Source organism: Micromonospora sp. WMMA1998, assembly GCF_027497375.1.
Lineage (GTDB): Bacteria > Actinomycetota > Actinomycetes > Mycobacteriales > Micromonosporaceae > Micromonospora > Micromonospora sediminicola.
In genome coordinates this window covers 2,619,942-2,636,831 of sequence record NZ_CP114911.1, presented here as the reverse complement: position 1 = coordinate 2,636,831, position 16,890 = coordinate 2,619,942, and the positions used below count along the sequence as shown (strand labels likewise).

At 73.0% G+C, this 16,890-nt stretch carries 18 protein-coding genes, 1 pseudogene and 1 riboswitch; of the genes and pseudogenes, 8 read left to right on the top strand and 11 right to left on the bottom strand.

Annotated features, from left to right (window positions below; genetic code table 11):
• Positions 1 to 45: 45 nt before the first annotated feature.
• Positions 46 to 152: riboswitch (TPP riboswitch) on the bottom strand.
• A 77-nt stretch (positions 153 to 229) separates the two neighbouring features.
• From O7600_RS11565 to O7600_RS11550, 4 genes are all read left to right on the top strand, one after another.
• The gene (locus O7600_RS11565; RefSeq protein WP_281593596.1) at positions 230 to 1,066 is read left to right on the top strand and encodes an alpha/beta hydrolase; all 837 of its coding nucleotides are present in this window, start codon (positions 230 to 232) and stop codon (positions 1,064 to 1,066) included.
• Entirely contained in the window at positions 1,063 to 1,812 is a 750-nt protein-coding gene (locus tag O7600_RS11560) for an SIS domain-containing protein (protein WP_281593595.1), read from the top strand. The genes O7600_RS11565 and O7600_RS11560 overlap by 4 nt, the downstream gene beginning before the upstream one ends.
• Positions 1,813 to 1,904: 92 nt before the next feature.
• Entirely contained in the window at positions 1,905 to 2,408 is a 504-nt protein-coding gene (locus O7600_RS11555) for a DUF6328 family protein (protein ID WP_281593594.1), read from the top strand.
• Positions 2,409 to 2,521: 113 nt separating this feature from the next.
• Positions 2,522 to 4,483 carry an acyl-CoA dehydrogenase family protein gene (locus tag O7600_RS11550; protein WP_281593593.1) on the top strand — a complete coding sequence of 654 codons (1,962 nt, stop codon included), beginning with the start codon at positions 2,522 to 2,524 and terminating at the stop codon, positions 4,481 to 4,483.
• Positions 4,484 to 4,539: 56 nt separating this feature from the next.
• Here O7600_RS11550 and O7600_RS11545 read toward each other — a convergent pair whose 3' ends face one another.
• The 7 genes from O7600_RS11545 to O7600_RS11515 all read right to left on the bottom strand — a co-directional run bounded on the left by O7600_RS11545 (position 4,540) and on the right by O7600_RS11515 (position 8,645).
• Positions 4,540 to 4,710, bottom strand: coding sequence for a hypothetical protein (locus O7600_RS11545; RefSeq protein WP_172967943.1), 171 nt, complete (start codon positions 4,708 to 4,710; stop codon positions 4,540 to 4,542).
• A 9-nt stretch (positions 4,711 to 4,719) separates the two neighbouring features.
• Positions 4,720 to 5,325 (bottom strand): hypothetical protein, encoded by a 606-nt coding sequence (locus tag O7600_RS11540; protein WP_099164039.1) that lies wholly within the window; start codon positions 5,323 to 5,325, stop codon positions 4,720 to 4,722.
• Positions 5,326 to 5,377: 52 nt separating this feature from the next.
• Complete coding sequence (locus O7600_RS11535) at positions 5,378 to 5,680, bottom strand: metalloregulator ArsR/SmtB family transcription factor (RefSeq protein ID WP_091572124.1); 303 nt, start codon at positions 5,678 to 5,680, stop codon at positions 5,378 to 5,380.
• A gap of 43 nt (positions 5,681 to 5,723) precedes the next feature.
• The gene (locus O7600_RS11530; RefSeq protein WP_281593592.1) at positions 5,724 to 6,599 is read right to left on the bottom strand and encodes a metal ABC transporter permease; all 876 of its coding nucleotides are present in this window, start codon (positions 6,597 to 6,599) and stop codon (positions 5,724 to 5,726) included.
• A gap of 1 nt (position 6,600) precedes the next feature.
• The gene (locus tag O7600_RS11525; protein WP_281593591.1) at positions 6,601 to 7,365 is read right to left on the bottom strand and encodes a metal ABC transporter ATP-binding protein; all 765 of its coding nucleotides are present in this window, start codon (positions 7,363 to 7,365) and stop codon (positions 6,601 to 6,603) included.
• Positions 7,362 to 8,303 (bottom strand): metal ABC transporter substrate-binding protein, encoded by a 942-nt coding sequence (locus O7600_RS11520; RefSeq protein ID WP_281593589.1) that lies wholly within the window; start codon positions 8,301 to 8,303, stop codon positions 7,362 to 7,364. The genes O7600_RS11525 and O7600_RS11520 overlap by 4 nt, the downstream gene beginning before the upstream one ends.
• A gap of 78 nt (positions 8,304 to 8,381) precedes the next feature.
• On the bottom strand, positions 8,382 to 8,645 hold the full coding sequence (locus O7600_RS11515) for a DUF6703 family protein (RefSeq protein WP_091572141.1): 264 nt from the start codon (positions 8,643 to 8,645) through the stop codon (positions 8,382 to 8,384).
• 27 nt (positions 8,646 to 8,672) lie between these two features.
• Here O7600_RS11515 and O7600_RS11510 point away from each other — a divergent pair, with 27 nt between their 5' ends.
• From O7600_RS11510 to O7600_RS11500, 3 genes are all read left to right on the top strand, one after another.
• On the top strand, positions 8,673 to 9,014 hold the full coding sequence (locus O7600_RS11510) for an antibiotic biosynthesis monooxygenase family protein (RefSeq protein ID WP_091572145.1): 342 nt from the start codon (positions 8,673 to 8,675) through the stop codon (positions 9,012 to 9,014).
• A 97-nt stretch (positions 9,015 to 9,111) separates the two neighbouring features.
• Positions 9,112 to 9,585, top strand: a complete 474-nt coding sequence (locus O7600_RS11505) for a hypothetical protein (protein ID WP_091577089.1) — start codon at positions 9,112 to 9,114, stop codon at positions 9,583 to 9,585.
• Positions 9,586 to 9,699: 114 nt separating this feature from the next.
• A complete protein-coding gene (locus tag O7600_RS11500; RefSeq protein ID WP_281593588.1) occupies positions 9,700 to 11,079 on the top strand; it encodes a glycine--tRNA ligase in 1,380 nt (459 codons plus the stop codon).
• Positions 11,080 to 11,143: 64 nt separating this feature from the next.
• Here the strand turns inward: O7600_RS11500 and O7600_RS11495 are convergent, their stop codons facing one another.
• Both O7600_RS11495 and O7600_RS30120 read right to left on the bottom strand, forming a co-directional pair.
• Positions 11,144 to 11,689: a hypothetical protein gene (locus O7600_RS11495; protein WP_281593587.1), complete on the bottom strand. Its 546-nt coding sequence runs from the start codon at positions 11,687 to 11,689 to the stop codon at positions 11,144 to 11,146.
• Positions 11,690 to 12,005: 316 nt separating this feature from the next.
• Positions 12,006 to 12,104: pseudogene (locus O7600_RS30120) on the bottom strand (hypothetical protein); the annotation flags it as partial.
• A 178-nt stretch (positions 12,105 to 12,282) separates the two neighbouring features.
• Between O7600_RS30120 and dusB the strand changes: the two are divergent.
• Complete coding sequence (gene dusB, locus O7600_RS11485; RefSeq protein ID WP_281593585.1) at positions 12,283 to 13,431, top strand: tRNA dihydrouridine synthase DusB; 1,149 nt, start codon at positions 12,283 to 12,285, stop codon at positions 13,429 to 13,431.
• A gap of 54 nt (positions 13,432 to 13,485) precedes the next feature.
• On the opposite strand, the gene O7600_RS11480 is transcribed toward dusB, so the two are convergent.
• Positions 13,486 to 14,133, bottom strand: coding sequence for a C39 family peptidase (locus tag O7600_RS11480; protein ID WP_091572157.1), 648 nt, complete (start codon positions 14,131 to 14,133; stop codon positions 13,486 to 13,488).
• A gap of 813 nt (positions 14,134 to 14,946) precedes the next feature.
• Positions 14,947 to 16,683: a beta-N-acetylhexosaminidase gene (locus O7600_RS11475; RefSeq protein WP_281593584.1), complete on the bottom strand. Its 1,737-nt coding sequence runs from the start codon at positions 16,681 to 16,683 to the stop codon at positions 14,947 to 14,949.
• Positions 16,684 to 16,890: the final 207 nt, after the last annotated feature.

The following is a 16,890-nucleotide window of genomic DNA, read 5'->3' as shown; positions in this document are numbered from 1 at the left end:
AGGAGAAGACGCACGCCGCGCCCGGAACGCCCGGACGGCGGCGCGGCTGGAGGTCGACCGAACTCCCTGCGCTGGCATTACCCAGATCAGGTTCGAGGGTCTGCGGGCCTCGGCCCGCACTCTCAGCGCTGTGCGCTCCCCTGTCGGATGTGAAGTTGTCTCGTCGCAGACGCTAGCACCGTCGCCTGCCCCGGGCCCAGCAGGGCAACTGTCGGCTACGGTGGTGATCATGCGGGTCGAGGCGCGGGGACTGACGTTCGAGGTACGCACCGGCGGCCCCGAGGACGGCGACCCGGTCCTGCTGCTGCACGGCTTCCCGCAGCACTCCGGCGAGTGGGACGCGGTCACGCCCGCGCTGCACGCCGCCGGGCTGCGCACGTACGCGCTGGACCAGCGCGGCTACTCGCCCGGCGCGCGGCCGGCCGCCGTCGAGGCGTACCGGATCCCGGAGCTGGTGGCCGACGCGGCCGGCGTGCTGGACGCGCTCGGGGTGACCCGCGCGCACCTGGTCGGTCACGACTGGGGCGCGATCGTGGCCTGGGGGCTGGCGGCGGCGCACCCGGAGCGGGTGCGGACGCTGACCGCGGTGTCGGTGCCGCACCCGGCGGCGATGGGCCACGCGCTCGCCACCGACCCCCGGCAGAAGGCGAAGTCCGCCTACATCGCGCTGTTCCGGATGCCCGGCAAGGCGGAGAAGGTGCTGCTGGCGCTGCGCGGCGCCGCGCTGCGGCGGCTGCTCGGCGGGGTGGGGGACGCCGACGCGGTGGCCCGCTACGCCGAGCCGATGCGCGAGCCGGAGGCGCTCACCGCGGCGCTCAACTGGTACCGGGCGATGAGCGGGACGGACATGAAGGCCGTCGGACCGGTGGGCGTGCCGACCACGTACGTCTGGAGCGACCGGGACGTGGCGATCGGTCGGACGGCCGCGCAGGCGTGCGCGGCGCACGTCACCGGGGACTACCGCTTCCTGGTGCTCGACGGCGTCAGCCACTGGATCCCCGACGAGGCGCCCGGCCCGCTGGCCGCCGCGATCCTCGCCCGGTGCACAGGAGCGGAGGAAGCATGACGGTGAGCGCCGAGGACTACCTGGCGGTGGTGACCGAGACGATGGGCCGGGTGGCCGCCGAGCAACGGCGGAACGTGGCCGCGGCGGCCGACCTGATCGCCACGGCGCTGCGCGCCGACGCGGTGGTGCACGCCTTCGGCACCGGACACTCCGAGGCACTCGCCATGGAGATCGCCGGAAGGGCCGGTGGGCTGGTCCCCACCAACCGGATCGCGCTGCGTGACCTGGTGCTGCGGGGCGGGGAGCCGGCCGACGTGCTCGGCCCGAAGCTGGAACGCGAGCCGGCCGTGGCGCACCGCCTCTACGAGCTGGCCCCGATCCGGCCGCAGGACGTGTTCGTGCTGGCCTCCAACTCGGGCGTGAACGGGGCGATGGTGGAGTTCGCCGCCATCGTGAAGGAGCGCGGGCACGGGCTGGTGGCGATCACCTCGGCCCAGCACTCGGCCCGGATGGCGTCCCGGCACCCGTCCGGCCGCAAGCTCGCCGACTTCGCCGACGTGGTGCTGGACAACGGCGCCCCGTACGGCGACGCGACGCTGCCGCTGCCCGGCGGCGGCGCGGTCGGCGCGGTCTCCTCGATCACCGCGGCGCTGCTGGCCCAGCAGATCGTCGCCGAGGTGGTGGCCCGGCTGCTGGCCACCGGCGAACGGCCGCCGGTCTACCTCTCCGCCAACATCACCGGCGGCGACGAGCACAACGCCGAGTTGGAGGCGCGGTACGAGGGCCGCATCCGCCGCGGAGCCTGAGGGCGTTTCGCGATCACTCGGACGGGGCACTGGCGGTCCTGCCGGCGGGCGTTCACCCGCCGGCCGTGCCGTCTTCACCGGAGGTTCGTGAGTTGTCCAAGGAATCCGAGAAGCAGCGCTGGCAGCGCAACTTCGCCGACCTGCTGCAGGAGTTGCGCGTCGCGCAGACCGGCGTGCAGATCCTGTTCGCCTTCCTGCTGACGATGCCGTTCAGCAACGCCTTCAACCGGACCACCGACTTCCAGCGCGACGTCTACATCGTGGCGCTGCTGGCGGCCGCCGCGGCCGCCGCGATGATCATCTCGCCGGTGGCGTTCCACCGGGCGCTGTTCCGCCAGGGCCGCAAGCCGGAGCTGGTCCGGTTCGCCCACCGGATGGCCACCGGCGGCCTGTTCTTCATGCTGATCGCGATGGTCAGCGCGGTCCTGCTGGTCACCGACTTCGTGCTGCCCCGGCCGATCGCGTTCGTGCTCAGCGCGGTCACCGGGATCTGGTTCCTGACCTTCTGGGCGATCCTGCCGTTCGCCCGGCGCAACTGGGGTGAGGACGACATCGACGACGAGGACGACGACCCGCAGACGCTGTCCGGCGACTGACGGTCCGCCAAATCGGGCGTGCACGCGACGCTACCCCTGGGTAACACCCGGGGGTAGCGTCGTTTTCGTCGAGCGCGTCGACCGCAGCCGGACCGACCATCCAGGAGGCAGCCGTGACCACGACACAGAACAGCCGGCCCGAGTCCGCCGACGGCGCGGGGGCGCTGCCCGCCGAGGCGGGCCAGGTCTCCGAGAAGGAGGCCCGCCAGGTCGCCGAGGCGGCCCGCGAGGCGGCCTGGGACCGGCCCAGTTTCGGCAAGGAGCTGTTCCTCGGCCGGTTCCGGCTCGACCTGATCAATCCCTGGCCCCGGTCCGATCCGGACGACGTGGCCCGCGCCGACGAGTTCCTCGGCGCATTCGGGGCCTACCTCAGGTCTGAGGTGGACGGCGCGGCGATCGAGCGCGACGCGCGCATCCCCGACGAGGTGTTCCACGGGATGGCCCGGCTCGGCGCGTTCGGCATGAAGATCGACCGGAGGTACGGCGGGCTCGGGCTGAGCAACCTGCACTACTGCCGGGCGCTGATGCTCGCCGGTTCGGTGAGCCCGGCGATCGGCGCGCTGCTGTCCGCGCACCAGTCGATCGGTGTGCCGCAGCCGTTGAAGATGTTCGGCACGCCCGAGCAGAAGGAGCGCTTCCTGCCCCGGCTGGCCGCCGGCGAGGTCTCCGCGTTCCTGCTCACCGAGCCGGACGTCGGCTCCGACCCGGCCCGGTTGGCCACCACCGCCGAGCCCACCTCCGACGGCACCGGCTACCGGCTCAACGGGGTCAAGCTCTGGGCCACCAACGGCACGGTCGCCACCCTGCTGGTGGTGATGGCCCGGGTGCCGGCGGCGGAGGGGCGGCGGGGCGGCATCACCGCGTTCGTGGTGGAGGGCGACAGCGACGGCATCACCGTGGAACGGCGCAACGCCTTCGTCGGGCTTCGCGGCCTGGAGAACAGCCTCACCCGGTTCCACGACGTCTTCGTGCCGAAGGAGAACGTGATCGGCGGCGAGGGCAAGGGGCTGAAGATCGCCCTGACCACGCTGAACACCGGGCGGCTCTCGCTGCCGGCGATGTGCGTCGGCGCCGGCAAGTGGGCGCTCAACGTGGCCCGGGAGTGGGCCGCCGACCGGGTCCAGTGGGGCCGGCCGGTGGCTGAGCACGAGGCGGTGGCGAAGAAGCTGTCCTTCATCGCCGCCACCACGTACGGCATGGAGTCGATGCTCGACCTGTCCTGCCTGCTCGCCGACGACGACCGCAACGACATCCGGATCGAGGCGGCGCTGGTCAAGCTCTACGCCAGCGAGATGGCCTGGCGGATCGCCGACGAGCTGATCCAGATCCGGGGCGGGCGCGGCTACGAGACGGCCGACTCGCTGGCCGCCCGGGGCGAACGGCCGGCCGCGGTCGAGCAGCTCATGCGCGACCTGCGGATCAACCGGATCTTCGAGGGCTCCACCGAGATCATGCACCTGCTGATCGCCCGGGAGGCGGTCGACGCGCACCTCTCGGTCGCCGGCGACATCATCGACCCGGACGCGGGGCTGGGCCGCAAGGCGAAGGCCGGCGCACGGGCCGGCGCCTTCTACGCGAAGTGGCTGCCCACGCTGGCCGTCGGCCGGGGCCAGGCGCCGGGGGCGTACCAGGAGTTCGGGCCGCTGGCCGGGCACCTGCGGCACGTCGAGCGGACCTCGCGCAAGCTGGCCCGCTCCACCTTCTACGCGATGTCCCGCTGGCAGGGGAAGATGGAGCGCAAGCAGGCGTTCCTCGGCCGGGTGGTGGACATCGGCGCCGAGCTGTTCGCGATGTCCGCGGTCTGCGTCCGGGCCTACGCCGAGCTGGCCGAACACCCGGAGAACGTCGAGCTGGCCGACCTGTTCTGCCGCCAGGCCCGGCTGCGCGTCGACGAGCTGTTCACCGGCCTCTGGTCGAACACCGACTCGGTCGACGTGGCCGCCGCGAAGCGGATCGTCGCCGGCCGGTACGCCTCGCTGGAGACCGGGGTGGTCACCCCGCCCGCCGACCTGCCCTGGGTGGCCAGATGGCAGCCCGGCCCGTCCACCGCCGAGGACGTCCGCCGCCGCCTGTAAGGAAGGGCCCCCTGTTAACGCATCCGGTAGAGGAGGGGGCCCCTTTTAACAGCCGCTCAGCCGCGGGCGATCGCCCACGCGATCACCGCCGCCAGGATCAGGCCGTTGAGGGCGGCCAACACCAGGTACGCCGAAGGCGGGATCTTGCGACCCTTACGGACGAAACTCACCAGCACGCCCGCGTAGCCCAGCAGCAGCACGGCGACGACGATCAGGAAGTACAGCACCGGCACACCCTACCGGCCGGCCCGCAGCCCCAGCCTGCGCAGCTCCAGCGCGGCGAGCGCGTCGACGGTCTCGTCGTCGCCGCGCCGCCACGCCTCGGCCACGTCCGGCGCGATCCGGGTGAGCTTCGACAGCGGCTGACCGGCGAGCGCGCGCAGCGCCAGCAGGTCCCGGCCGGCGGGCGCGGTGGCCATCGCCTTCGCCGCGCCGGCGCGGCGCATCCAGCGGACCCGCAGCGGCAGCCAGCCGAACAGCACCAGGCCGAGCGGGAACACCAGCACCGCGATGGTCAGCGCGAGCGCCAGCTGCCCGACCAGCTCCTGCTGGTCGCGGCCGGCCTCGGCCATCGCCCGGGCGGCGTCCGCGGCGCGGTTGAAGGGGGCGGTCAGCTCGTCGCCGACCAGCGGCACCCGGCCGACCTTGCCGCCGGCGTCGGCCAGGTTGTCGGCGAGTCCGCCGCCGGCCCCCTCCAGCTTCTGCCCGGGTACGGCGAGCTTCTCGACCAGGTCGTGCAGCCACAGCGCGAAGCGGATCGCCGCGTACACCCAGGCGACCACGAGCAGATCGGTGAGGAACTGACGGACGGCGGTCGGAAAACGGTCGGCGTAGATCTTCACGCCGGACAGCCTGCCACGGGGGGTGGGCATCGGCACAGGGCCGATCCGCGACTCAGGACGACCCTTCGCCGGCGTGGCTCACCGCGTCCGCCACGATGTGCGCGACGTGCTCGTCGACCAACGCGTACGCGATCTCCCGGCCGCGCCGCGAGCCGCGCACCACGCCGGCGCCGCGCAGCACCCGCAGGTGCTGGGAGACCAGCGGCTGGGGGGCGCCGAGCTTCTCCACCAGCTCGTGCACGCACCGCTCGCCCTCGGCCAGCTCGCTCACGATCGCCAGCCGGATGGGGGCCGAGAGCGCGCGCAGCAGGTCGCCCGCGCCCTCGAAGGCGTCGTACCCGTTCGTGCCGGTCACCCCGTAACGGTAACCAATGCCAGCTGCGCCGGCCGGCGCGGCCTCACCTGAGCACCACCTCGTGCTCGGCCGGCTCGGCAACCGGCGCGTGCCCGGTCGACCGACCCCGACGCCGCACCGCCCGGACGCCGGCCGCGCCTAGCGCCACCAGCAGGAACGAGCCGATCGCCACCAGCACCACCGAGGCGCCGGGCGCGGTGTCGGCGGTGGCCGCCACGAAGACCCCGGCGCCCGCGGCGAACAGGCCCAGCGCCATGGCCGCCGTCATGGTGGACCGGAAGCCCCGGGTCACCTGCTGGGCGGTGGCCACCGGCACCACCATCAGGGCGCTGATCAGCAACACCCCGACCGCCCGCATGGCGATGGTCACCGTGACCGCGGTGCCCACCGCGATGAGCAGGTTCAGCGCCCGCACCGGCAGGCCGGAGACCCGGGCGTACTCCTCGTCGTGGCAGACCGCGAACAGCGCCGGGCGCAGCACCAGCATGGTCACCAGCAGCACCGCGCCGAGCACGCCGATGGTGACCAGGTCGGCCTGCGACGTCGTGGTCAGCGACCCGAACAGGTACGCGTTGAGCGACCCGCTGCTGGCGTCGGAGAGCCCGACCAGCATCACACCGCCGGCGATGCCCCCGTAGAAGAGCAGCGCCAGCGCGAGGTCCCCGGAGGTGCGCCCGTACGCGCGGACCAGCTCGATGACGACCGCGCCGAGCGTGGCCGCGAGCACCGCCACCAGCACGGGGGAGCGGTTCAGCAGCAGCCCCGCGCCGACGCCGGTGAGCGCCACGTGCCCGATGCCGTCGCCGATCAGCGCCAGCCGGCGCTGCACCAGGTAGATGCCGAGCGCCGGCGCGGCCAGCCCGATGACCAGCGCGCCGACCAGGGCGCGGAGCATGAAGTCGTACTGGAAGAGGTCCATCTCAGATGCCTGTCCAGAGCCCGGCGGGCTCCTCGTCGCAGTGCGGGTGCACGTGCTCGTGGTCCGGGTCCGCGTGGTGGCCGGCCGGCTCGGGCACCGCGCCGTCGTGGGCGATCCCGCCCTGGTGCACCACCACGGCCCGGCTGATCAGCGGGCGCAGCGGGCCCAGCTCGTGGGCGACCAGCAGCACCGTGCCCCCGCCGTCGCGGAACGCGCGAAGCGCCCCGGCGAACGCCTCCTGGCTGGCCGCGTCGACCCCGGCCGTCGGCTCGTCGAGCACCAGCAGCTCCGGCCCCCCGGCCAACGCGCGGGCGATCAGGGCGCGTTGCTGCTGGCCGCCGGAGAGCGTGGCCACCGGGTCGCCGGCCCGGTCGGCCAGCCCGACCGCGTCCAGCGCCGCCGCCACCGCCTCCCGGTCCGCCCGCCCGGCGGGCCGCAGTACGCCCCGGCGGGCCAGCCGCCCGGACGCCACCACCTCGCCCACCGTGGCCGGCACGCCGCCGCCCGCGCCGAGCCGCTGCGGGACGTACCCGATGCGGTGCCAGTGCCGGAAGCGGCGCTGCGGCGTGCCGAAGAGGGCGACCGACCCGGCGCCGAGCGGCACCAGGCCGAGCGCGGCGCGGACCAGCGTCGACTTGCCGGAGCCGTTGGCGCCGAGCACGGCGACCACTTCGCCGGCGGTCACGGTCAGGGAGACGTCACGCAGCACCGGCCGGCCGTCGTAGCCGACGGTGGCGTGCGCGATCTCGATCACGGGTGGGGTCATGAGCAGTCCAGGGCGGTTCGCAGGGTCTGCAGGTTGGCCCGCATGGCGGAGAGGTAGTCGCCCTCGGCGGGCGGGCCCTCGATCGGGTCCAGGACCGCGGTCTTCGCCCCGACCTCCCGGGCGATCGTCTCGGCGACCTTCGGGCTGACCAGCGTCTCGAAGAAGATCGTACCGGCCTGGTGCTCCCGGGCCTCCTTCGCGACCTCGGCGAGCCGCTGCGGGGAGGGCTCCGACTCCGGGGTGAGGCCGCTGATGCCGATCTGCTCCAGCTGGTAGTGCTCGGCCAGGTAGCCGAAGGCCGTGTGGCTGGTCACGATCTCCCGGCGCTGGCAGGTGCGCAGGCCCTCGGCGTACGCGGTGTCCAGCGCCGTCAGCTCGGTGCGCAGCGCGCCGGCCCGCGCGGTGTAGTCCGCGGCATGGTCCGGGTCGGCCCGGCCGAGGCGCTCGGCGAGCTTGTCGCCCACCGTGGCCAGCCGGGTCGGGTCGAGCCAGAGGTGCGGGTCCTTGCCGCCGCCCTCCTCCTCGTGACCGGCCTCACCCTCGTGCTCGTGCCCGCCCGCGGCGGCGTCGAGCAGCGGGGCCACCCCGGCCACGTCGAAGGCCCGGTCGCCGCCGTTCTGCTCGACCGCCTCGTCCACCGCCGGCTGGAAGCCGGTGAGGTAGACGATCAGCTCGGCGTCGACCACCTGGCCCACCTGGCGCGGGTTCAGCTCCAGGTCGTGCGGCTCCGCGCCGGGCTTGGTCAGGTTGCTCACCGCGACCCGGTCGCCGCCGATCCGCTCGGCCAGGAACTGCAGCGGGTAGAACGCGGCCACCACGTCGACCTTGTCCGGGTCCTTCCCACCACCGTCGCCGGTCGAGCAGGCGGCGAGACCGCCGACGGTGAGCAGGGCGGCGGTGGCGGCGGCGAGGGCGCGGGGAGTGGCACGAACGGTCATGGGATCAACTGTCCGTGACAACGAAAATTATTGTCAAAAACGCATGATTGCATGTCAGCCCAGGTCAGGCCGCACGGATCAGCCGACCATCAGCTTGGCCAGCGCGACCGCGATCAGCAGGGTCAGCATCAGCAGCCGGAGCACCCGGGTCGCCGGCGCCTGCACCGGCCAGGTCACCGTCATCAGCCAGACCAGGCCGGCGGCCAGCACCAGCAGCAGGACACCGCCGGCCGGCCCGGGCGCGAACAGGCCGACCAGCACCAGGACCAGCGCGGCGAGGAACACCGTCGTCGGGTTGAGCCGGGCCAACCGGGACAGCACGGGACTCTGCGTACGCTGCATGCCACAAACTCTACGAGGAGGAACGCCGTGCTGGTCACCAACCGGTTCGTGGTGGACGCCGAAACGGCGGACGAGTTCACCCGGGAGGCGCACGCGGCGCTCGCCGCACTCGCCGCCCGGCCCGGTTACCTGCGCGGTGACCTGCTGCGGGCGCTCGACGACCCGGCCCACTGGTGCCTGCTCACCGAGTGGGAGTCGGTCGGGGCGTACCGGCGCGCGCTGGGCGGGTTCGACGTCAAGGTCAGCGCCGTGCCGCTGCTCGCCCGATCGGTGGACGAGCCGTCGGCGTACGAGACGCTCGCCAGCGCCGCCCCGCAGGGCGAGATCGTCGTCGTCGCCAGTGATCGTGCCGCAGGTCCTTACCGCTGAGTCCCGGGGCACTACCCTGGCGCGTATGACCGCTCCCGGACCGGCCGCACCACCCCCGTCGCCCGTGCCGCCCGGCGCCCCGCCGGCGGACCCGGGCGTGCCCGCGCCGCCGCCCGGTCCCGGCGTCGCCCCGCCGTTCGCCGCCCCGCCCACCGAGGGCGGGCGGTCCCGGCTCTGGCTCGGCCTCGGGGTCGGCGCGCTGGCCGTGCTGCTCTGCTGCGGCGGAGGCGGCGCGGCCGTAGTCGGGCTGGCCGTGAGCAACGTGCAGGCGGTCGGGGAGCAGGGCCGGGCCGTCACCGACGACTACTACCAGGCGCTGGTCGCGCGGGAGTGGTCCAAGGCGTACGACCAGCTATGCGACGACGCCCGGCGGCGCGAGTCCCGGCCGGAGTTCGAGCAGCGGGTCGCCACCGAGCCGCAGATCTCCGGCTACCGGGTGGGCGACGTCGACACCGCCTCGCTGACCGTGCCGGTGGACGTGACGCTGGCCGGCGGCCGGCGGGAGGCGCAGACCGTCACTCTGGCGCCCGACCGGCAGACCGGTGGCATGGAGGTCTGCGGGGTGAGCTGAGGCGCTCCCCGGTATTCTGCTGGGCCCGGGACCGACGCGGTCGTACCGTTGTCCCGAACAGCCCGGTTCCATCCATCTCAACCGCGCCGACCGCCAGCCGGCGTAGGAGGAAACATGCCAGCCGACCGTATCGACGCCGTCGTCAGCCTCGCCAAGCGCCGGGGCTTCGTCTTCCCCTCCAGCGAGATCTACGGGGGCACCCGGTCGGCCTGGGACTACGGTCCGCTCGGCGTCGAGCTGAAGGAGAACGTCCGCCGGCAGTGGTGGCGGACCATGGTCCAGCAGCGCGACGACGTCGTCGGCCTCGACTCGGCGGTCATCCTGGCCCGCAAGGTCTGGGAGGCCAGCGGCCACATCGCCGAGTTCGTCGACCCGCTCACCGAGTGCCAGTCCTGCCACAAGCGGTTCCGGGCCGACCACCTGGAAGAGGCGTACGAGGCCAAGCACGGCAAGCCGCTGACCTCGCTGACGGAGCTGAACTGCCCCAACTGCGGCAACAAGGGCACCTTCACCGAGCCGAAGATGTTCAACGGCCTGATGAAGACCTACCTGGGCCCGGTGGAGAGCGACGAGGGCCTGCACTACCTGCGCCCGGAGACCGCCCAGGGCATCTTCGTCAACTACAAGAACGTGGAGACGGTCGCCCGTAAGAAGCCGCCGTTCGGCATCGCCCAGACCGGCAAGTCGTTCCGCAACGAGATCACCCCGGGCAACTTCATCTTCCGGACCCGCGAGTTCGAGCAGATGGAGATGGAGTTCTTCGTCGAGCCGGGCACCGACGAGCAGTGGCACGAGTACTGGCTCTCCGAGCGCTGGAACTGGTACCTCGACCTGGGCCTGTCCGAGGAGAACCTGCGCTTCTACGAGCACCCCAAGGAGAAGCTCTCCCACTACTCGAAGCGCACCGTCGACATCGAGTACAAGTTCCGGTTCGGCGGCACCGAGTTCGCCGAGCTGGAGGGCATCGCCAACCGCACCGACTTCGACCTGTCCACGCACAGCAAGCACTCCGGCGTCGACCTGTCGTACTTCGACCAGGGCAAGGGCGAGCGCTGGATGCCGTACGTGATCGAGCCGGCCGCCGGCCTCACCCGCGCGGTGCTGGCGTTCCTGCTGGAGGCGTACGACGAGGACGAGGCGCCGAACACCAAGGGCGGCGTGGACAAGCGCACCGTGATGCGCTTCGACCCGCGGCTGGCCCCGGTCAAGGTCGCGGTGCTGCCGCTGTCGCGCAACGAGGCGCTCTCGCCCAAGGCCAAGCAGCTCGCCACCGACCTGCGCAAGCGCTGGGTGGTCGAGTTCGACGACTCGCAGGCGATCGGCCGCCGCTACCGCCGGCAGGACGAGATCGGCACGCCGTTCTGCGTGACCGTCGACTTCGACACGCTCGACGACAACGCCGTCACGGTGCGGAACCGGGACACCATGGCCCAGGAGCGCGTCGCGCTGGACCAGGTCGAGCGCTACCTGATCGAGCGCCTCCCCGGCTGCTGAGCTGTGTAAGGAAGGGCCCCTTCTTAACGCCTGGCGTAGAGAAGGGGCCCCTTCTTAACACCCGTCATCCGGGGGAGATCGGCTCCGCCCGTACGCCGGTCACGGTCCCCAGCCCGCGCCGTGCCGCGTACGCGTCCTCCACCATGCGCCGCACGCGGCCCGGCTCCCTGCGGATCTGCGCCGGGGTGAAGTGCAGGATGAGCACCCCGTGCCGGCTCAGCTCGTTGTGCCGGTCCAGCGTCCGCGTCCAGTCGTTCGGGCTGAGGTGGTACTCCCGCGAGTCGACCTCCAACGCCAGCGCGCAGTCGGCGAGGTAGCCGTCCGGCGTCGGCAGCCGGGTCCCGTCGGCCGCCGACAGTCGCGGGTTCCACAGGATCTCGGTGAGCACGCCGCTGCTGCTCAGGCACTCCCGCAGCTCGGTCTCCGGCGCCGAGCGGACCCCGTCGGTGATCTCTGCGAACGCCTTTCGGATCAGGGCGGTTCGGCTCCGCCTGGCTCGCCGGATCTCCCGGTCCAGGCTGGCCAGGTCGGTGAAGCCGCGCTGGACGGCTTCGGCCACGGTCGCCCGTACCGGCCGCAGCTGGCGCAGGTCGCGGGCCGCGTCCACCACCGCGCGCCGGCGAGCAGACCGGATACAGCGCGGTCCGCCGGGCCTGTGGATCAAGCTCCAGGGCACGCGCGATCACCGCGTGACCGGCCGAGCGGCGCCGCACGTGGTGCGGCAGGATCAGGTGTACGTCAGTGGTGCGCGGGCTGTGCCGGAAGCCGTACCAGATCAGGGCCGCCAGGCTGGTGAGCTGTGCGTCGGCGCCCGCGTAGAGTGCCGCCGAGATGCGTCGTTGCTCGTCGGTGAGGGTGCCGGTGACGAGCGCGTACGTGGCCGGCAGGACGCGCTGCCACAGGCCGCGCCGGGTCTGCCGGTACAGGTACATGTCGTCGAATCCGACGCCGAGAAGCTGCGTCCGCGTGACGATCTGCTGCTGGCGTTCCGCCAGGTCGCTGAGTTCGGGTGGCTGGTCGGGCATACCCGGCAGCGTGCGGGTCCGCCCGATCCGTGTCCTGCCGGTGCGCCCGACCTGTGGACAGCCGACGTCGTTGTGGAGGACCGTCTGCTGGCGGGCCGACTGTGATATGGGCCCTGTTAAGAAGGGGCCCCTGCTCTACCGGAGACGTTAAGAAGGGGCCCCTCCTTACACTTGTCCGGTGGATGCGCTGAAGATCGGGCCGCACGAGGTGTGGCCACCGGTGGTGCTCGCGCCGATGGCCGGCATCACCAACGTCGGCTTCCGCCGGCTCTGCCGGGAGCAGGGCGGCGGCATCTACGTCTGCGAGATGATCACCACCCGGGCGCTGGTCGAGCGGAACCCGAAGACGCTGCGGATGATCGCGTTCGGCGCCGAGGAGCGGCCGCGCAGCCTCCAGCTCTACGGCACCGACCCGGAGATCACCGCCGCCGCCGTGCGGATCGTGGTCGAGCGCGACCTGGCCGACCACATCGACCTCAACTTCGGCTGCCCGGTCCCCAAGGTCACCCGCCGGGGCGGTGGATCCGCCCTGCCGTGGCGGCGCCGGCTCTTCGCCCGGCTGGTCAGGGCCGCGGTCGACGCCGCGTCGCCCGCCGGGGTGCCGGTCACGGTCAAGATGCGCAAGGGCATCGACGACGACCACCTGACGTACGTCGAGGCCGGGCTGGCGGCCCAGGACGCGGGCGTCGCGGCGGTCGCCCTGCACGGGCGTACGGCCGCGCAGCGCTACTCCGGCACCGCGGACTGGGACGCCATCGGCACGCTCAAGCAGGCGCTCGACGTGCCGGTGCTCGGCAACGGCGACATCTGGGAAGCCGACGACGCGCTGCGGATGGTCGCCCACACCGGCGTGGACGGCGTGGTGGTCGGGCGCGGCTGCCTGGGCCGGCCGTGGCTCTTCGCCGACCTGGAGGCCGCCTTCGACGGCCGCGCCGAGCGGCGGCTGCCCTCGCTGGGCGAGGTGGCGCTGACCATGCGGCGGCACGCCGAGCTGCTGGTGGACCAGTTCGTCGCCGGCGCCCGGAACCCGGCCCGGGGCGAGCGGGACGGCTGCACCGACTTCCGCAAGCACGTGGCCTGGTATCTGAAGGGCTTTCCGATCGGCAGCGAGCTGCGTCGGTCGCTCGCCATGATCGAGAGCCTGGCGCAGCTCGACGACCTGCTCGGCAAGCTCGACCCGGCGGTGCCGTTCCCGGTGGAGAACCTCGGCCAGCCGCGCGGCCGTACCAACTCCCCGGGCAAGGTGTTCCTGCCCGACGGTTGGCTGGCCAGCCGCGACGACGACACCCCGCCGGACGGCGCCGAGCTGGACGACTCCGGCGGCTGACCCCGGACACGCCGAAGGGCCCGACCCCACGGGGTCGGGCCCTTCGTCATGCGGTCAGGAGCTGTAGCCGCGGCTGGCGATCCAGTGCGCCAGGGCGTCCACGTCCATGCGGTAGGAGGCCTGGTCCGGGTTCGCCGAGTCGGCGATCGTCACGACCTTCCCGCCGTCGCGGTAGCCCACCACGCTGATGTAGTGGCCACCCTCGAAGGAGTGGGTGGTGCCGTCGGTGTCGGTCGCGGTGCCGGCGATGTTCGCCACCACGGCCCGGCCGTCGTCCACCGCGCGCACGATGTCGGCGCGCAGCTTGTCGGTCTTCTCGCCGGCCTTGTCCACGGGGATCTCGGTGGACTTGTAAACGTCCTTGCCGGTCTCCTTGTTCAGCACCGGGGTGATGTCATTGATGGAGTTGGTGCCGTTCTCGGTGGTGCCCATCTCCTTGGCCATCGCATCCACGTCGATGTTCTTGCCCTGCACGCTGAGCGCGTTGCGGGCGGCGGCGGGGCCGCAGAAGTAGAAGTTGGGCTGGGCCTCGTAGCGCACGCCCAGCTCCCGCTCGCCGTGACCGTGGCGGTCGGTCTGCACCTGCGCGGCGCGCTCGGCCGGGGTGGCCTGCGCGGCGATCGCGGGGCCGGCGATGCCACCGGCGGTGGCGGCGATGCCGGCGACGGTCAGGGCGGTCTTGCGCAGCAGAGTGGTAGCCATGATCAGTCGCCTCTCTGTCGGGGGTACGCGGCGAAAGGGGGGTGCCGCGAAGAAAGATCAGGTGGCCCGGTACGTGCGTCGGGCCGGTGGCTCGCTCGGGCGGCGGGGTGGCCTGCTCCGGCGGCTCGGGGATGTAACGACCGGGGGCCCGGGGTCATTCCCGGGGGTGCTGCCCGGCGGTGGGCCGACTCGACAGGCGCTGTCGGCCTGCTCGGCGGCTCCGGGGATGTAACGACCGGCGTCCCGGCCTGATTCCCGGCCCGCGGGGCGGGCGGTCGGCGGGTGCGGCGCGGTCTGCCATGTACAACGCCGCACCCCCACCCCCGATTCCACCCCACCGGTGACCCCGACCACCCGGAAACCGGATACCGCCCCCACCCGGGCCGCCCCCGGACCCCCGCCCCTCGCGACCCCGTTGATCAAGGAGTTCGTGTCCGCCTGAGGCCGCGCACCCGACACGAACTCCTTGATCGCCGATCCGACGGAGGAAGAGTGCGTGTACCCGGCGCCCGCCCCGCGCCCCGCCCGCTCCGGCGCCGCGTCGATCTTGGAGTTGTGGTTCGTGTTTTCGGGTGATCCGCACCGTTTGTCAGGTGCCACAACTCCAAGATCGGCGGAAACGGCCGCCAATGCTTCCTCGCCGCCCGTCACCCGCCTTGTCCCCCCGCCTCGGGCTCGGGACGGACGGGGCTCCTGCCGGGCAGGCGCACCCCACCACGTCGATCATGAAGTTGACGGCGACAAACCGGACATGAGTCGCCGCCAACTTCATGATCGCCGCATGCGTCCCGGCGGCGATGTGGTCGGGCTTGGTCAGGGGGTGGGCGCGGTGTGGGGGGTGGGTTGGGTGGGGATCCGGGGCTGGGTGGGGGGCCAGGGGATCTCGGGTGAGCGGTGGAAGGTGATGCCGGCGGTGGCCCAGCGCGGGCCGTGGGCGGCGAGCCGACCGCGGAACCGGGACCAGTCGTGCGTCTCGCGCGGAGACCAGCCCAGCTCGGCGACGGCGGGCAGACGTGGGAAGGCCATGTACTCGATCTCGGCCAGCGTGGTGACCGACTCGGTCCAGAGCGGGGCCTCCACCCCCAGCACCGCCTCGGCCGGCACGCCGTGCACGTGGGTGCCCGGATCCCAGTCGTACGCGCGTCGCACGTCGATGAGGCCGGCCCAGTCGTGCCCGATCGGGGTGTCCGGGGCGTACTTCATGTCCAGGTAGGCGTGGTTGCCGGGGGACAGGATGAGCCGGGCGCCCCGGCGTACCGCCGCCGCCGTCTCCGGGTCGTCGCCGTTCGTGCCCCACCACTGCAGGACGCGCCCGTCGACGTGCTCCACCGGGGCGAGCTGGTGCCAGCCGACGACCGTCTTCCCGGTGGCCGCGACCAGTTCCTGCGCCCGTGCGACGAAGGCGCGGTAGCTCTCCGCGGGCACCTTGAACGCCTCGTCACCGCCGAGGTGCAACCAGGGCCCGGGGGTCAGCGCGGCCACCTCGCCGACCACGTCGGCGACGAAGGCGTACGTCCGCTCGTCGGCCGGGTCGACGTAGCTGAACCCGACCTCGGTGCCGGTGTACGGCGGCGGCGCGGTCTTGTCGGGGGCCAGCTCGGGGTACGCGACCAGCGCCGCGTTGGTGTGGCCCGGCAGGTCGATCTCGGGCACCACGGTCACGTGGCGGCGGGCCGCGTACGCGACGATCCGCCGGTAGTCGTCCCGGGTGTACCAGCCGCCCGGGCCGCCGCCGACCTCGGTGGCGCCACCGACCGCGGCGAGCCGGGGCCACGAGTCGACGGCGATCCGCCAGCCCTGGTCGTCGGTGAGGTGCAGGTGCAGGTGGTTGAGCTTGTACCGGGCCAGGTGGTCGATCACCCGCAGCACGTCCTGGACGCCGAAGAAGTGCCGGGCGACGTCGAGCATCACGCCCCGGTAGGGGAAGCGCGGCCGGTCGACGATCGTGCCGCCGGGCACCATCCAGCGCTCGGTGACCGGGGTGGCGCTCTCCACCGCCGCGGGCAGGAGCTGCCGCAGCGTCTGCGCGCCGTGGAACAGGCCGGCCGGACCGGCGCCGGTGATCCGGACGCCGGTGGCGGTGACGTCGAGGCGGTACCCCTCGGGGCCGAGGTCCCCGACCGGCGGGTCGTCGGCCCGAGCGGCGCCGACCAGGGCGGCGTCGGCCGGGGACAGGGTGAGCGTCAACCGGCCCTCGGTCGCCTCGGCCGTGTCGGTCACCGGCAGCGGGAAGCCGGTGGCCGGGCGCAGCCAGCCGGCGAGCTGGTCGGCCACGTCGCGGCCGGCGGGGTCGACGCGCAGTGCCGCGTCCGGGGTCAGGGCGAAGTCGCCGGCCGGGTCGGGGAGCACCCGCTCGGGGGCGGGCACCACCGCGTCCAGGCGGACCGGCGCGGGCGGGGCGAGCAGGCCGGCGGCCCGGTCGGCGGCGACGCGGGCCAGCTCGGCGGCGGTCGGCGACAGCTCGGAGAGGTGGTCGGCCGGCGGACGGGCGACGGGCGGGAGTGCGGTCGGCTGCGGCCCGTTCTCGGGGGCGGCGGGGATGGTCGGCACGGCGACGGCTCCGAGGGTGTATTTGCGCGGGATATGGCAAAGGTCAGGTTCGGCGATATCCAGTGCCGTCAAGAGTACGAGGGGAATCGGAATTGCGTGTTCCTGCGCGTGGAAGCGTTCCCAAAAACCGGTACGGACGCGGGCAGTGGTGACCGTTGTGCCGATTGTCACCGAACGGTCCCAGGCCTCGCGAAGTTCGCTTAACCT

What these genes read in the sequence shown, in the direction of transcription:
- O7600_RS11565 (WP_281593596.1), top strand. Translation starts at nt 230, where the DNA reads ATGCGGGTCGAGGCGCGGGGACTGACGTTCGAGGTACGCACCGGCGGC.
- O7600_RS11500 (WP_281593588.1), top strand. Translation starts at nt 9,700, where the DNA reads ATGCCAGCCGACCGTATCGACGCCGTCGTCAGCCTCGCCAAGCGCCGG.
- O7600_RS11525 (WP_281593591.1), bottom strand. Translation starts at nt 7,365, where the DNA reads ATGACCCCACCCGTGATCGAGATCGCGCACGCCACCGTCGGCTACGAC.
- O7600_RS11480 (WP_091572157.1), bottom strand. Translation starts at nt 14,133, where the DNA reads ATGGCTACCACTCTGCTGCGCAAGACCGCCCTGACCGTCGCCGGCATC.
- O7600_RS11560 (WP_281593595.1), top strand. Translation starts at nt 1,063, where the DNA reads ATGACGGTGAGCGCCGAGGACTACCTGGCGGTGGTGACCGAGACGATG.
- O7600_RS11520 (WP_281593589.1), bottom strand. Translation starts at nt 8,303, where the DNA reads ATGACCGTTCGTGCCACTCCCCGCGCCCTCGCCGCCGCCACCGCCGCC.
- O7600_RS11530 (WP_281593592.1), bottom strand. Translation starts at nt 6,599, where the DNA reads ATGGACCTCTTCCAGTACGACTTCATGCTCCGCGCCCTGGTCGGCGCG.
- O7600_RS11515 (WP_091572141.1), bottom strand. Translation starts at nt 8,645, where the DNA reads ATGCAGCGTACGCAGAGTCCCGTGCTGTCCCGGTTGGCCCGGCTCAAC.